Genomic DNA, 15,938 nt, shown 5'->3' with positions numbered 1-15,938 from the left:
GCGATGGTTCGGGGGATCGCACGGGTGTTTTCTGCGGACACCAGGAGCAAACTGATCACTGCGGTGGCCTTGGCCACCGCGGTCGTGTTGATGGGCTGGACCGCGCCGACCGCGTCGGCTGAATCGTCCACCGGAGGGGCCAATCGGTTCGGTGCGTGCGTGGCCGCGCAGAAGGCGGGCGACCTGCTGCTGCTGTTCGACGAATCCGGCAGCCTCAAGGAATCCGACCCGGGCGGCGCTCGCGTCGACGCAGCCCGCTACCTTTTGCGCACGTTGGGCAACTTCGCCGATCGGGTGGACGCCAAGCTCGAGGTCGCGTCGGCCGGGTTCTCCGACACCTATTCACCTGAGCACGACTGGGCGCCGCTGACCGCCGCGACTGCCGACTCGGCCGCCGAGCAGCTCAACAGCTTCAAGGACAAGAACACCGGCCTGGACACGGACTACTGGATGGCGCTCGACGGCGCGCGGCAGGCGCTGGGTGCGCGCAGTGCGGGCGCCAACGGCCCGCAGCGTTGCCAGGCCGTCGCGTGGTTCTCCGACGGCAAGATCGACTTCACGCCAAGGCAGGTGGCCAAGCCCTACGCCGAAGGCGTCAACCTCGAGACCCAGGCCGGCGTCGAAGAGGCCCGGCAGCGCTCCATCGAGCAGATCTGCCGGCCCGGTGGGCTGGCCGATCAGGTGCGGTCGTCGGAAATCGTGATGCTGGGAATCGGCTTGGGCGCCAAGGAGTCTCCCGCCGATTTCGACGTGATGAGCGCGATCAGCACGGGCACGGGACTCAACGGGATGAAGTGCGGGAACATCACCGATCCCGTACCCGGCGACTTCTACCCGGTGGCGAACATCGACGACATGCTGTTCGCGTTCGATTCACTCAACCCGGACCCGGGCATCAACACGCAGGGACCGGTGTGCCAGGTGCAGGTGTGCGAGGAAGCGCGACACAATTTCGTGCTGGACCGCTCGATCAAGTCCGTGACGATTCTCGGCTCGGGTGGCTTCCCGGGTGTGGTGCCCTATCTCGTGTCACCATCGGGTGCCCAGGTCGAACTGCCGAAGAAGGACGGCAAGGTCGACGTCGAGATCGCCGGAACGCCGGTGAGCTACGAATGGCAGTCCGACACTGCGCAGTCGATCGCGCTGACCAACAAGGGCGGCGGCGACTGGGCCGGCCAGTGGGCCATCACGTATGTCGATCCCAACGGCGAGCACCCGGACGCGGTGTCGAAGGTCAACATCCACATCACCACCGACATCTTCCCGGCGCTGTCAGGCTCCGACGGCCTCGAATGGCACAGCGGTGCCACGCTTGAAGATCTGAAATTCGGTCTTGTCGACGGCAAGAAGAAGCCGGTGGATCCCGTCAGCCTGGCCGGTACCGCCGAGATGACGGTGCAATTGGTGCCCGACGGCAAAGAGCCCATCCCGCTCATGGAGGCCGCAGCCAAGGAGGACATCGGCAAGCCGGTCACCGCCGATCTGTCGAAGGTCGATCCCGGGCACGCCACGCTCAAGATGTCGCTCGTGATCACCACGGCACCCGCGATGGATCCCGCCGGTGTTCAGATCGCGCCTGGCACCAAACTGTCGCCCCAGACGCAGGATCTGCCGGTCCAGATCCTGCCGAAGGAGGGTCTGCCCACGCCCGGCGAGCGCATCGACTTCGGCACCGTGCAGGCGACCAAGGGCGCGACCGCGGACCTTGCCATCACCGGGCCCGGCTGCGCATGGATCGAAGACGGTGCGACGGTCACGTCGACCGCCAGCCCCGAGGGCATCGGAAACGTCACGGTGAGCTCGTCGTCGAACTCCGCGGACAACTGCCTGAAGGTGGACGAGGGCCAGACCTCGCAGCTGCAGGTCACGCTGCGCACCGAGCACGACGGCCACGGCGGCCTCAACGGCACGGTGCCGCTGCACGTGGCGTCGGTCGAGAACCCGGACGACGGTCAGGTGGTCGAGGTGCCTGTCGCGGCGTCGCTGATCAAGCCGTTGAACACCACCAATTTCGTGATCGTGCTGATCGCCGCACTGCTGCTGGGGCCCGGCATCCCGCTGGGGCTGCTGTACCTGTCCAAGCGGTGGGTCACCAAGATCCCGAACATCCCGTTGCTCGCCGAGCGCATTCGCGTCGAGGTCAATCAGGACATGACCCTGCGCGACGGCGAACCGTTCGCGATGGCCGACTCGGATCTGATCCAGCCGGTGACCGGTTTGACCGAGGGCACCCGCCGGCTTTCGGTGCTCGGCGTGACGCTCAATGCGGTGATGGGCCGCAGCCCGTTCGGCGCGGGCCGGGTCGTGGTCGACGCGGGCAACCTGGTCAGTGTCGGGTCTGAACTGCCCGGCAGCGACGACACCGGGTTGCACGCGGTGCTGCCCCTGGCCGTGCACAACACGTTCGTGGTGTTGCATGACCCGCGCGGCCCGGCGACGCAGGCCGAGGTGCTGCTACTGGTCAGCGGCAACACCGACACCGCGGCCAGGGAGAAGATCTTCGAAGAGGTCGCGCGTCGGCTTCCCGAACTGCTCAACGGCTTGCGGCTGCGGTCCGTGCAGGCCGGTATGGCCTCGCCGTACGACCAGGCGCACGATGCGTCGCCGTTCGGCGGAACCGTCGGCGGCGGCGGCGGTGCGGCGCCCGGGTACGACCCGTTCGGTGGCCCGCAGGCACCGATGGGCGGTCCGGGGGTGCCGGTACCGGCCGGACCGGCCGATCCGTTCGGGGGCGGTGCGCCTGCCGCACCGCACGCGGCCCCGGCGGTCGATCCGCACGAGGCGACCCAGCATGCGATGCCGACCTACAACCCCGGCGCCCGGGTACAGCCGCCGGACCCGCACGAGGTCACCCAGCACGCGCCCGTCACCTACAACCCCGGTGCGCATCAGCCCCCGCCACCACAGCGTCCTGGGCCGCCCGGTGATACTCGACGGGGGCAGCAGCTACCGCCGGCGCCCCAGGGTCCACCGCCCCAGCGGTACGACTCTGATCCGTTCGACCCGTTTGGTGGAGGAGCCTGATGCGACGTTTCCTGGTTGTCGGATGCGGTGGGTCAGGCGGTGCCACCTTGGCGTTCATGATGGACCAGCTGCGATCCGAGCTGCACGCGGCGGGCATCGGAAAACTCCTCGCGGGTTGGCAGTTCGTCCATATCGACGTGCCAAGTGCGGCGGAGTCCGGACCGGAGGGCCTGGCCAATGTCCCGGCACAGGGCGGCAGCTACATCGGTTGTGGGCCGCAGGGCAGCAGTTACGCGATCCTCGACGGCGCGCTGTCGCAACGCCTGGCCGCGGGCGGCGCCCTGGACACCATCGCGACCTGGGCGCCCCGTAACCCGCAGGAGGTCACCAACCCGATCTCTGCGGGTGCCGGCCAGTACCGCGCGATCGGCCGCATGATCACGCTGAGCAAGGCCAGCGAGATCCACGCCCGGCTGCAGTCGGCGTGGGACACGCTGTTCCGGGTCGAGACCATCTCGGAGATGGCCACTGCCAGCGTGCCGGGCATGGGCCGGTTCGACCCCAACGAGCCGCCGCTCGTGCTCGTGGTGTCGTCGATGGCGGGCGGCGCGGGTGCCTCGATGGCGCTGGACGTGTGCCGCCTGCTGACGCTCGTGACCGGGCTCGATCCCAAGCTGATGGGCGTCTTCATGGTGACGCCCGACATCTTCGACTCGTTGCCGGAGAGTGCGCGTACGGGTGTGCGGGCCAACGCCCTGGCGATGCTCGGTGAGATCGTGGCCAGCCAGGCCGGTGCGGCGCGCGAGCACGATGTCCGGATCCTGCGCGCGCTCGGTCAGCATCACGGCGACGGTGAACCGATCCCGTTCGCGCGCGTGTTCCCGGTCGGCCGGTACATCGGAGCCGACCGCACGTTGTTCGGCGATGGTTCGCAGAACGCCGTATACCGCGGTCTGGCCCGCGGCCTGGCCGGGCTCATGATGAGCGGTAAGGCCAGCGACCAGTTCGTGTCGTACGACCTCGGCAACACCGCATCGCCCGTCGGCGACCGCGACGTGCTCGGCTGGGGCATCTCGGCCTGGGATGTATTGCCATGGGGCACTTACGGTTTCTCCAGCCTGTCGATGGGGCGTGACCGCTACGCCGAGTACGCCGCGCAGCGGTTGGCGCGCAGTGCCGCCGACAAGCTGCTGTTCGGCCACATCCAGCCCGGCAACCCGGCATCGAGCAACGAGCAGCTCGACACCTTGCTCAGCAGTCAGTGGCAGGGCCACTGCGCGCAGCTGCGGATCCCCGACCAGGCCGGCGATGAGCAGACCAGGGTGGGAATCCTCGGCAACTGGATCGCCACGGGTGCGTTCGCGCCGGAAGCGGTGGCGGGCGCCGTCAACGGTCTGGTGGAACGCCAGCTGCGCGGGTATCTGCCCAATCCGCAAGGCATGTCGGCCGACCAGTGGGTGCCGATCTTCCGGCAGGCCGTGCACAACCGCCGCGCCGACCTGGCCCGTGCGTGCGCCGAGATCGGCTATGCGATGGCCTACAGCTGGCACCTCGAATTCTCCGAGCACCTGCAGCAGATGATCGGCCGGGCCGCGGCGACGCTGGGCCTGCCGTACGCCCGCGAGCTCGTCGACCGGTTGCGCCGCCACATCGACGACGTGCTGGCGCCCGGCGTCGCGCAACTCGGCGCCATGGGCCCGCCCGACATCGTCGCGGTGCCCCCGCAGGTCGACGCCGCGTTGCGGTCATTGCACGGCACGATGACCAACGCCGATCAGGTGCTGGGTGTCGCGCTCGACGGCTTCCGGTCCAACGTGCGTCGCCAGCTGTTCGCCGACGCGGCCGCCCGGATCGCCGACGTGATGCGCGTGATGGGTGCTGAACTGCTTGCGCCGCTGCGTGATTCGCTCGGTGAGGCGATGATCCTGCTGGAGAAGGCGCGGGCCGAACCGCCGTCGGACATCGGCCTGGCGCGGTTGGCCACCGACCAGTACGTGGCCTGGCCCTCCGACGCCGACGAGCTCGTGCCCGCCCGGTTCGCCGAGGCCAACAACGAGGTGCTGCTGATCAGCTCGGCGGCGTTCAAGCAGCGCTACGAGACGGATCTGCCGAAGGCGGTCGGCGGCGCGCACGCGATGATCCCGCTGCGCAACGCGGTCGACGACGCCACCACGCGCGTGATCCTGGGGGAGTGGCAGACCACGGGCGGCGTATCGGCACCGGGTGGCCTCACGGGCCTCACCGCGAGCTGGGTGACGCGTGCGCTGGGGACCGACCCGGAGACGGGCAGGCCGCGGGTTCCGTCCATGGCGCAGTTCGACATTCACACCAGGCCCGCCGAGCTGCTGGCCCGGGCGCGGCTGTATGTCGGGCGCCCGGGTGAGGCCTTCGAAGAGTTCTGCAAGGTGTCGCTGCGCGACTACGTGCAGGGCGTGGGGGCGTCGGAATCCGAGCTGAGCAACCGCCGTCGCGACATCGCCACCAAGTTCAACGAGGCGTTGTCGTTGGCGCGCCCGCTGGCGAGTGTGAACGACCAAGCGCTGCAACGCGTTCATCCCGGTCAGCAGGTCGAGTACCGGTACAAGTTCTCCGAGATCCCGTTCGCCGGGCAACCGGTGGCCGATGCGTTGGCCGAGGTGCTGCGCGCCAACCCGCGCATCGACCAGGCCACCAAGGACAACTACGGCCGGTCGCTGTCCGACGAGGACAGTGTCACGCGCATCGACATCTTCGGTTCGTATCCGAACTATTCGCCGCTCGCGTTCGACTCGGTGCTCAAGCCGGCGGCCCAGCAGTGGGCTCAGACCGCCGGGCCGGGCCGGGGCCAGTTCTGGCGTTACCGGCGGTCGCGGCCGCTGCCCGCCTCGTTGCCGATGACCGACGACGAGCGGCGCACCATGACGGCGGGCTGGTTCATCGGCCAGATCATCGGCCGCATCCAGATCCCGGCCTCGCCCTACACCGAACCCGTGCGCATCTACGACGGCAACGACAACCAGTGGGTGAACTTCCCGAACCCGTTGCTCACGCCGCCGTCGGCGTTCACGGCGTCCTACGACTGGCTGCCCGCGGTCCTCGAAGGCATCCTGCTGGCCATCGCCACATCGCACGAACCCCCTGTGATGAGGTCGCTGCGGCCGTATCAGGTGCTGCGCGAGCTGTACGACTCGCATAGCCAGGATCCCGCCAGCGGCATCGTCGAACTCTCGGCCGCCGGGCTGCTGCGTGACTTCCTGCGCACCGGCACAGCCGGGCAGGGCGTCACCTCGCGGGTCGGGCCGATCGCCGCGGCGCAGACGCCCGACGAGCGCCAGGCCGCCGCGGAAACCTGGCTCGGCAGTGTGCGCGACGTGGCCGCGCAGTACCTGCCTGCCGACGCTCCGGGTGCCATGCCCGAGGGGGCGTTCACCACGATCGCGACGCGCTCGAAGGCGGCCAAGACCCCGATCTTCCGGGATCTGGCGCCCGATGTGTACTGGGCCACCGACACCTTGATCAGGCTGCTGCAGCGTGAGGCCGAGGCGCTGGCCCGCGGTGAAGTGGCAGGCGCGGCAGCGTTTTTGGATGATGGCGGCAGCTCGGTCGTGATCCCCGACGGGGGGACGTTCTAGCAATGCCATCGCTGACCGTGCTGCTCGCCCCACCCAAGCACACCGAGGAGATTCTCGCGGTGCTGGCCGACTACTCGGCCGTCGGGCTGGTGGACCCGTTCGCTTGGGTCGCCGCAGGCGATGTGGGTGGTGCGTCGACCCCTGCCACCCTGGTGCGCAACGGCCATGCGAGTCCTGTTGTGCTGCAGCAACTCCTGACCGGCGAGCGCTACGACCGGATCCGGATCGCGGTGCTGGTGCCGATCGAGGCACCGGCCGACGAGCGCGTCCCGCTGGCCGCCGAGCAGGCCGTCGAGCAGAGCGTGCGCAGCAGTTCGATGGGTGCGCCGATCAGCCTGCTGCGCCTGCTGATAACGCCGGGCAATTCCGTCCCGACCGCGCCGGACCTCGCGTTGGTGCTGGAAGGCTGGCACAACCTGCTGATCGCGCCGGAGGACTCTGCCGCGCCGGGTCTCGGCGCGGTGCCGTGGGGGCGGCTGACCGATTCGCTCGACGTGGCGCAGCGGACCGCGCCCGTGGTGGCGGGGATCTGCGGGCTGTGGGCCGGAGTCGAGCAGAGCCCGTTCGACAACCTGGAGATCCTGCCCGGGCAGACCGTCCGGGCCGTGCGCGCGTTCTACCGTCGCCTCGACAGCGCATCCGTCGAGGACAGTCTGCGCACCCAGTTGTTCGATCCGACGGGGCGGCTGCCGTTGCCGCGCGGCGGGCAGGTGCCCGTGGTCTACATAGAAGACGTCCCGACCGCGACGCAGTCGATGGCGCGCGCGTTGTGGACCAAACATCGCGACGTGTTGCGCGGACCCCGGTTGCCCGCGGATGCGCATCCCACCGAGAACATCGGTATCGGCGCCGCGCTCAAGATGTTCTTCAAGTTCATGGGCGCCGCGCTGCGCAGTGCGCCTGCCGCATGGCTGTCGGCGGTGATGGGCTCGGTCACCTCGGTGGTGGCCAGCACTGTGCAGGGCACGGTGTTCGGCCGCACCGACTCGGCGTTCGCGGTGGTCGCCGACACCGCCAAGGCCGACTGGCAGGATCTCAACCGCAGCGCCGAGACCCTGCAGAACGCGCTGGGCGGGCAGGGCCCGCACCTCGTGCAGCAGGATCTCAGCGGGCTGTGGACCGACTTCGTCAACGGCGCGCTGACCCTGGCCGACGGCGGGCGCCGGGCCGCCGGGCTCGAGCCCGTGGCGGTCGGTTCGGCCGTCGGGGTCGTGTTCAACGCCGCCGATGTGGTGCCGAGCCCGGCCGACTCGTTCCGCGGCGTCCCGACCTCGCTGGCCGCGGTGGTCGGCATCAACGGGGTCGAGGGCGCCGACGTACTCGGCGCGGCCAACCTGCGCGAGCGGCTGCAGCACGCCTACTCCGACCCCGCCGCGGGCGTCGAGGCCCGCAACACCGGCACCGAATTGGACCGCTGGCAGGCGGCCGCCACCCGCAGTTATGCCTGGCAGGTCAGCACGATCCTGGTCGACTTCATGCAGCGGGCCCGCGGTGAGGTCGCCGGGCTGGTGTCGCAGATCCAGTCGATGTCCGACCGGGCAGGCATCGACGAGCGGCTGCGGGAACGCCAGGCCGCCATCAGCACGATCCTCAAGACGTTCACGGTCGCGCTGTTCGTGGTGCTGCTGGTGCTCGTCGGTATCGCGGCACTCGACTGGGTGGGCTGGGTGTTCGCGCTGTCCACCGCGGGCGCGTTGATCGTGCTGTACGTCGTCGTCTCGCTGGCGCTGTTCCTGCTGAGTCAACGCGACCTGTTCGCCGAGATGAACCTGCGAAGATCGCAGCAGAACCAGCTGGAGACCATGCAGGCCAATCTGCGCACGGCCCTTCAGGATCTGAGCCGGCTCACGTCGGCCTACGGTCAGTTGCTGGCCTGGTGCCGCACGTTGGGCACGGTGCTGCGGGCACCGTTCGGCGCGCCACCGCCGAGCCGCCCGGCCGTCGGGCAGCTCGCCGACGGGCTGCCGCGGTCCACGCAGATCGGTATCGCGACACCGTCGTCGGATCAGGCCGACAACGCGACCCACGGCATCCAGCGGAGGCTGTATTCGCTGGGCTGGCTGACCAAGCCGTGGGAAGACATGCTCGCCGAGGCCGCGAGCCGACTGCGCGAGGAGCCCATCGCGCTGTTCCGCCAGCCCGGTGTGGGCACGTCGTCGGGGCTTGATCAATGGTCGTCGGCGGTGATGTCGGGGCGGGTCCGGCCGACCGGTGCGGATGCCCTGTGGGCTCGGGTCGAGCAGATGTTCGCGGACGAGTCGGGCGGCGGCGCCGCACCGGGCAGCCTCGCCGACACGCTCACCGGAACGGTGCTGGTGCCGACGTTCGGCCGGGAGATCCCCGCGCAGCAGTTCAGTGCGGGGGTCGTCGATCACCGGCCGGGGCGCGGCGCGCCGTTCGACGCATCGCTGTTCACCAACGCCGCGGTGACCGCCGGGCGGTCCGGGGTGGCCATCGACACCGCCGCGGTGGTGCGGCAGGGACTGGGATACCGAGCCGTCGTGGTGCAGGCGAGCGACGGGCTTCCGCCGTACGATTTTGCCCTGTTCGAGATGCCGGTGACCGTCGCGCCGGGCGGTGAGGACGAGCCGACGAAGATGGTGCGCCGCACCGAGACCGATGTGCCGCCAGGGGAGGACATGGTGTTCTGACATGCCAGATACCAATCCCGATTCCAGGCCGGATTCTCACGTGGGCGAGGATCCCGACGACGCCGACCCGCGGCTGGCGCCGCTGCTGGCGTGGCGCCAGCAGCTCATCGACTCCGGCGCAGTGGCGGCGCGCAGTTTCAAGGAAGCACATCTGCGTCTGGTGCTGCGGTCTGGCCGCACCGACGCCGAGCAGATCAGGGCCATGCTGCCCGGCTCGGTGGCCGAGCATGCCGACGAAATGGCCAGGGTGCTCTCCGAACTCGCGATCTCGGCCACCGAACAGATCGCCGTGACGGGCAGGCACCGGGTGTCGAACCCGCCCCCCGCTGCCCCCGACGTCGCTGCACCGAGCCTGCCTCCGCCGGCTGCTGTGCCCGTCGAACCGGCTCCGCCCGCCGAACCGGCGGCCGCCGAAAAGCCTTTGGCAGCAACTGATTTCGCGCCATTCACCTTCGCCGCGCAACGCCCGCCGATGCACAGCGTGGCGCTGCGTCGCGACCGCGCGGGGTTGACGTTGAGCTGGCCGCCGTACCAGGCTCCCGGTGGCGTCGTGATCTATCGCGCCGTCAGCAGCGAGGACAATCCGCCGTATGCACCCGATCGCGCGCACCTGGTCGGCGCGACCACGGAAACCGCCGTCACCGACGACCGCGCGCCGGCCGCCGCGGTGCGCCACTACCAGGTCTGGATCAACGTCGGGGCGTCGCGCGAGGAGGCGCTGGCCGCGCAGCCGCTGCTGCATGCCGCGGGGGTACTCGTCAGTCCCATAGTCGATTTCGTGATCCGCGAGGATGCGGGCCGCGTCATCGGCCAGTGGTCCGTGCCGCCCGGTGTCAGCGCGGTCTACGTCTACCGGGTGCCCGTGGCCGAAGCCGGGCGCGACGGGCCGCAGTACCGCATCCTGGCCGGCCACGACAACCTGACGGGCTTCGTCGACGCCGACACCAAGCGGGGCGAGCGGTACGTGTACCGGGCCCGCTGCGCGGCGACGGTCGACGGAGTGCTGCGGCTGTCGGAGGCCGTCGAAACCGACGTCGAGGTGTCGGCGGTGCTGGCCCCCGTTGCCGACCTCGCGGTGGCCACCGGCATCGACGGCGACGCGTTCGACCTGACCTGGACGCCGCCCGCGGCGGGCCGCGTCGTCATCTATCGCAGCGAGAACGGCCCGAGTGCGGGTTCCGACGCGGGCGAACTGCCCGAGGACGCGCTCGAGCAGGTCGGGTTGGGGCCAGAGCTGCGGCTGACTCAGCCCGTCGTCAATCAGACCGGGCCGGACGGCCGGGTCCGGGCGTTGATGGCCGGGGTGTCCTGGCCCGCGGGGTGGAGCCGCGCGTACTTGACCCCGGTCACCATCCTGTCGGGGCGCGCGTTGCTCGGCCGCACGCTGTCGTCGGTGCGCACCGGGACCATCCGCGACATCGAGTTGGCGGAGTACTGCAACAGGCAGGTTCTGACGTTCGACTGGCCCGACGGCGCCGCGGGTGTCGTGATGTACCTGGCGCCCAAGGGCTATGACCCGCGGAACGGCCTGACGGGCAAGTCGTTCGAGATCTCGCTGGAGGAGTACGAGAAGTACGGCGGCATGCAGCTGACCGGGCAGCTGCCGGTCGGCGGGTGCTCGCTGCACCTGGCTCCCGTGGCGTTCTCGGGTGGCAGGCGCGTCACGGGTGCGGTCGTCAGCGTCGAGTACCACGGTCTGCTGCGCCTGCAGTACGCCGTGCGCATCGGCCGTGACCCGCACGGATACCCGGCCACCGCGACCATCGCGATGCGCTCGGAGCACGACCTGCCAGGTTCGCCCGCGTTCGTCCTGGTGAACAACCCGCAACGCATTCCGCTAAGCGTGCACGACGGCCAGGCCGTCGACGTCGCACCGCTCGATGCGCAGGGCCAGCTCTCCGATCGGCCGTCCAAGGAACTGCGGTGGTCGCAGCTGACCACCACGGGCACCGGGGAACTCTGGGCCGCCAACGTGCGTGGCCTGCAGGGCTGGATCCGGTTGTTCGTCAACACTCCGTCGGCCGAACGGCTACGGGTGATCGCGCTGCTGGATCCGCCCGTCGACAGCCTGCGCCTCACGGTGCCGGCGCAGTGACCGCCCGCTATGGCCAATTGGCCTACACGTCGTTCGACGCGGTCGGTTCGGCTGGCGGCTGGCAGGTCAAGCAGACCACCGGGGCGCCGACTCCCGACGAGATCCAGCAACTCATCGCCGGCGTGCGGACGGTGTTCCGCCCGCTCGAACCGATGCCGGCCTATCCGACGCCCGAACAGCTCGAGCAGGGGCCGCGCCGGTTGGCCTACGGCCGGCTCGAGGGCGAGGCCGTGGCGCTGTGGCACACGGTGCCCGCGGGGTCGGACAGCACCGGACGGCCAGGCAACGTGTTCGCGCACGTGGTGCTGGACCGCACGCCGTTCGCCGCCCCGCAACGGCGGCCGATCGAATGGTGGCGATCACCGCAGTGGGTGCGCCCGTTCGGTGCCGCTGCGGTGGGGCGCGCGACCATCGCCGACAGCCCCCCTGCTCCGGGTGACGTGGTCACCAAGGACAGTGTGGTGGCATTCGCGCTGGATACCCGCACCTGGCGCCTCGCGACGCTGTTCGCGCTGCTCGATGCGGTCGCCGCGGCCCTGGACGGCGGACCACCGGTGGTGCTCGGGGTGGAGTCGCCGGATTCGGCCGCCCAGTGGATCGGCTTGGTGAGTTTCCTGATGTCCGCGGGAACTGCTGCGCAACTGACGTTTTCGACGTTCGACCGAGCCGATCAGGTGATGCTGGCGCTGCACGGCGGTCAGCTGCTCACCGCGGTCCCCCTCGCCGACCTCGACGCCGTCCCGGCCGGGGTGGCGGTGATCAGCGAGACGGAGTCGGTGTGGCTGGGCGAGCTCGGTGCCGAGCCGCATCGCACTGCGGGTGGCCACCGCATCGATGTCACGCCGTGGTCGGCCATGGCGCAGGTGACATTGCTCGACCCGCATTCGGCACGACGGTTGCTCGACGACATCGATCGGATCTCCGAGCAGGTCGTGGACAGAGGGTTGCACCCGGCGTGGCCCATGGCCATGGCGGTCGCCGGCCGTCGTGAGTTCGCCGATGCGGAGGAAGAGGCCCACGACGTGATCGCGGCCCATTCACCGCCGGACGTGCCGACGGATTCCGCGGCCGCAGCGACCATTTCGGCGGTGCTTTCGGCCGCGGTGGGCACGAGCACTGCCGACGCCTGGCGCGCGGTGCAGGAACTGCCCGACGGCCCGGCCGCGGAGTTCGCCGATGCGACCTATCTCAGCCGTGCGATCGCCGACGACGTCTGGCTCGGTCAGATCGGTCCAATTCCGTTGGGACCGAGATTGTTTCACGGGAAACCAATCCCGCCGCAGTTGCTGTCCGCGATCGGGCCCGCGCTGGAGACGGCGCGCGAGCACGGCAGTGAGCGGGTGCTGCGCGTGGTCGAGCTGTTGCTGCGGGCCGGTATCACCGACGCACGGTTGAACACGGCGTTGCTCGACGACGTGCTGCCTGTTCTCGACGACCCGGACCGTGGCGCCCGGCTGCGTCAGCGGGTCGATGTCGACGGCAGGCTCGCGCTCGCCACCGCAGCGCTGCAGAGCGGCGGCGACGTCGAGGCCAGCGCGATCAGCGACGGCCTGCTGGACTGGTTCGCCGACGCGACACCGATGCCTGCCGCGGGCGAGCTCGCGTATGCGCAGCCGTGGGACCGCACCTGGATCCGGGCCGCGCTGCGCGGTATCCGCGCCGGTCGCGGCGGGCGGGGCGATCAGGGCGCCTGGCTGTGGTGGCTGCGGGCGACCAGCTCGCCGCAGCTGGAGCAGACGATCGCGGGGTCAGTGTGGGATCCGGCCGATCTGCTGCTGGCCCTCGGCGGTGATCCCGTCCCGGGCACCGCGGCGGTCCGCACGTTGCTCGGGGCGCCCGACTCGCAGGCCCTCGGTGACCTGGCGAACAAGGTCATCGACGACAACGGCGACAGCCTCGTGGTCGCCTGCGCGGCCGTCCGCGCGATCGAGCCGCGCGCCTGGATGCAGCAGCGGTACGTCGAGACGCACCAGAGCGCGTACGGGCCGCTGTGGGAGCAAGCCATGCTCAGCGTCGAACCCGGCGTGGTTCACCGCGATTTCGAGGTGCGCGTGCTGACTTTCGGGGTGCTGGGAGTCATTGCGGGCCAGCCCTATCCGCCGGTGTGCAACGTGCTCGCCGAGGACGCGGGCGTCGGCGGTGACGCGCTCGTGCGGGTTCACCAGCTGGTCGACGGTTACGAGATCGCCCCGCATGTGGTGCTGGCGATCAGCTCGCTCAATGCGGTGGCGGCCGAGGACGTCGGGCAGCCGCTCACGCCGGTCGATGTGTTGGTGCAGCAGTTGGCCGAGCGTGTCGGTGCGACCCTGACCGACGACGATGCCACGGTCGACGGCATCATCGGGTTGATGATCCAGATGTCGGGTGACGGTTCGGACGCCACGCAGCGCCGGTATCGCAAGATGGTGAGCAGGCTGCTGGCCCGCCGGGCCGATACCCAACCGTCGTTGGCAGCCCGACTACGGGGGAGTCGCTGATGCCGATCTATGTCGTGGGTGCACGTAACCAGCGTGTCCAGATTCCGAACCAGGCCCTGGCCGTGTCGATCACCGGCGCGGTGGGTGGTGCCGCGCTTGAGGTGCACGGCGGCCCCGATCAACCTGTGGTCCGTTCGTCGGCGCACCAGGTGCTGTTGCCGAGCCTAGCCGGCCGCGTCACGGTCGCGATCCGGCCCGTCGGCACCGACCGGTTCGGCCCGGATTCCGTGATCCACCTGGCGATCGCGCACGACAACCCGGGTGACGTCGACCCGGTGCAGGTGATGTTCGATCCCGTCGACGTCAGCGGTGACACCGGGGTGACGTTCGCGGCGCTGTCTCCGAACGGCGTGCAGATCGACATCGCGGTCAGCGCGGTGGCGGATACGCCGTTGAGCCCCTTGGCCACCGCGGCCCGCACGTCGGCCCGCAAGGTGACGGGCAGGGGCCCGGTGGAGTCCGGTGGTTCAGTGGTGGTCGCGTTCGACACGTCCGCGTCGATGCGGAGCTGGTTCACCGACGGCAGCGCGGCTGCGGCGGCCGACATCGTGGTCGGTGTGGCCGATGCGGTGGGGCTGCGCGACGTGTCGGCCGTGCTGGTCGGTGCCGACGTGACGAAGGTCAGTTCTCCCGGGGCTGCAGGTCTGGCCGAGGCCGTCCGCACCGCCCAACCGCGGTGGTCGGCGGGCGCGCGCTGGGCACGGCTGGCGCCGGGCCGCACCGTGGTGTGCGCGGACTATCCGACCAGCGCTGTGCTGCAACGATTTCCCGTGATCGTGCTGTCCGATGACCGGCGCCTCGACACGGTCGGAGCCAGGCTGCCGTCACCGCGCCCGGGCAACGACGCGACGGCCGAGCTGCTGGCACATCCGCCTGTCCTGGACCGGATCACGTCGACGTTGGTGCGGGCGCTCGCATGAGCTTCAGCGAGGAACTGGTGGATCGCGTATGAGCTTCAGCGAGGAACTGGTGGATCGCGCATGAGCAAGTGCCCGCGCTGCTTCACGGCGCTCAACCCCAATCAGCACCTGTGGACACTGTCGCCGCAGGCCAACGGAACCCGCTACCGCGACGAGGTCGCCTCGGCGTACCTCGGTGCGCCCGCGGACTGTGGGCCGCTGTACACCTGGACCCGAACCCCCGGCTACAACGGTCCGCCACCGCCGACCGCGGAGGCCAGCCGGGCGCTGCAGGGGCCCGCGATCGAGATCTGCCCGGTGTGCCACTACACGTTGCCCGAGGGCTGGCGGCAGGGGCACGCCATCTGCATCGCGATGGCCGGGGCCCGGGCGACCGGAAAGAGCTTGTACATCGGCGTTCTGGTCAAACAGTTGGAGCTGCTGTGCGAGCGGCTCGGGGTGTCGATGGAACCGGTCACCCGGGCCACCGCGCAGGCGTACGAAACCAACTACGAGAAACCGCTGTATGAGCAGCGCGGTTTGATCCCGCCCACGCCGACCGTGCACACCCAGGCCTCCAACCAACGTGAGCCACTGATGTTCTCGATCGGCTCGTGGCACGGCGTGCGGCGGTTCCTGGTGCTGCGCGACGTCGCGGGTGAGGACATGGAATCGGGTGACCTGCACACCCCGCCGTTCCGGTTCTTCGCCAACGCCGATGCCGTGTTCTTCATGTTCGATCCGTTGCGGGTCAAGGCGATCCGCGACCAGCTACAGGATCTGCTGCCCGCGCAGCTGTTCAGCGGCGGCGACCCGCGGTCGGTGCTCAACAACGTGATGATGGCCGTCGCGCCGGGGCAGCCGAAACTCGCGGTGATCCTGTCGAAGTTCGATGCCCTGCGGGTGCTGCGTGACGTCGAGGGTTCCGAGTGGAGCCTGATCATGTCGAATGCCGGTGCTGCCTACTCGCGTGACACGTCCGACGGTCAGCAGTACGACGAGGTCGGTGGTCAGCTCATGCACGAGGAGGTGCGCAGCCTGCTGACCCGGCTGCACGGCGGCTCGATCGTCGCGGCGGTCGAGAACCCGTCGACGGGAATCCGCTTGCAGCACCGCTATTTCGTGGTGTCCGCGCTCGGACAGCCGCCCAGCGGAAACCGGCTGCACTCCAGGGGGATCGCCCCGTTCCGGTGTGCCGACCCGATCCGCTGGGTGACGTCGAGCTTCGGAGTCCTGTAGCG

At 69.8% G+C, this 15,938-nt stretch carries 7 protein-coding genes; all 7 read left to right on the top strand.

Features of this window, described 5'->3' with window-relative positions; all coding sequences use genetic code 11:
* The first annotated feature begins 3 nt into the window (after positions 1–3).
* Genes G6N67_RS11340 through G6N67_RS11310 form a run of 7 tightly spaced genes read left to right on the top strand, consistent with a single transcriptional unit; the run spans position 4 to position 15,936 of the window.
* The gene (locus tag G6N67_RS11340) at positions 4–3,024 is read left to right on the top strand and encodes a vWA domain-containing protein (RefSeq protein WP_051578555.1); all 3,021 of its coding nucleotides are present in this window, start codon (positions 4–6) and stop codon (positions 3,022–3,024) included.
* Complete coding sequence (locus tag G6N67_RS11335; protein ID WP_036430324.1) at positions 3,024–6,575, top strand: tubulin-like doman-containing protein; 3,552 nt, start codon at positions 3,024–3,026, stop codon at positions 6,573–6,575. Before G6N67_RS11340 ends, G6N67_RS11335 begins: the two co-directional genes overlap by 1 nt.
* Before the next feature lie 2 nt (positions 6,576–6,577).
* The gene (locus tag G6N67_RS11330; RefSeq protein WP_036430322.1) at positions 6,578–9,226 is read left to right on the top strand and encodes a hypothetical protein; all 2,649 of its coding nucleotides are present in this window, start codon (positions 6,578–6,580) and stop codon (positions 9,224–9,226) included.
* A 1-nt stretch (position 9,227) separates the two neighbouring features.
* Positions 9,228–11,321, top strand: coding sequence for a SaeA-related protein (locus G6N67_RS11325; RefSeq protein WP_110798365.1), 2,094 nt, complete (start codon positions 9,228–9,230; stop codon positions 11,319–11,321).
* Complete coding sequence (locus G6N67_RS11320) at positions 11,318–13,798, top strand: GAP1-N2 domain-containing protein (protein ID WP_036430320.1); 2,481 nt, start codon at positions 11,318–11,320, stop codon at positions 13,796–13,798. The genes G6N67_RS11325 and G6N67_RS11320 overlap by 4 nt, the downstream gene beginning before the upstream one ends.
* Positions 13,798–14,718, top strand: a complete 921-nt coding sequence (locus tag G6N67_RS11315; RefSeq protein ID WP_036430307.1) for a hypothetical protein — start codon at positions 13,798–13,800, stop codon at positions 14,716–14,718. The genes G6N67_RS11320 and G6N67_RS11315 overlap by 1 nt, the downstream gene beginning before the upstream one ends.
* Positions 14,719–14,778: 60 nt before the next feature.
* Positions 14,779–15,936, top strand: coding sequence for a hypothetical protein (locus tag G6N67_RS11310; protein ID WP_036430305.1), 1,158 nt, complete (start codon positions 14,779–14,781; stop codon positions 15,934–15,936).
* The last annotated feature ends 2 nt before the right edge of the window (positions 15,937–15,938 follow it).

This window comes from Mycolicibacterium mageritense, assembly GCF_010727475.1.
Classification (GTDB): domain Bacteria; phylum Actinomycetota; class Actinomycetes; order Mycobacteriales; family Mycobacteriaceae; genus Mycobacterium; species Mycobacterium mageritense.
This window is presented reverse-complemented; position numbering and strand designations above follow the sequence as displayed.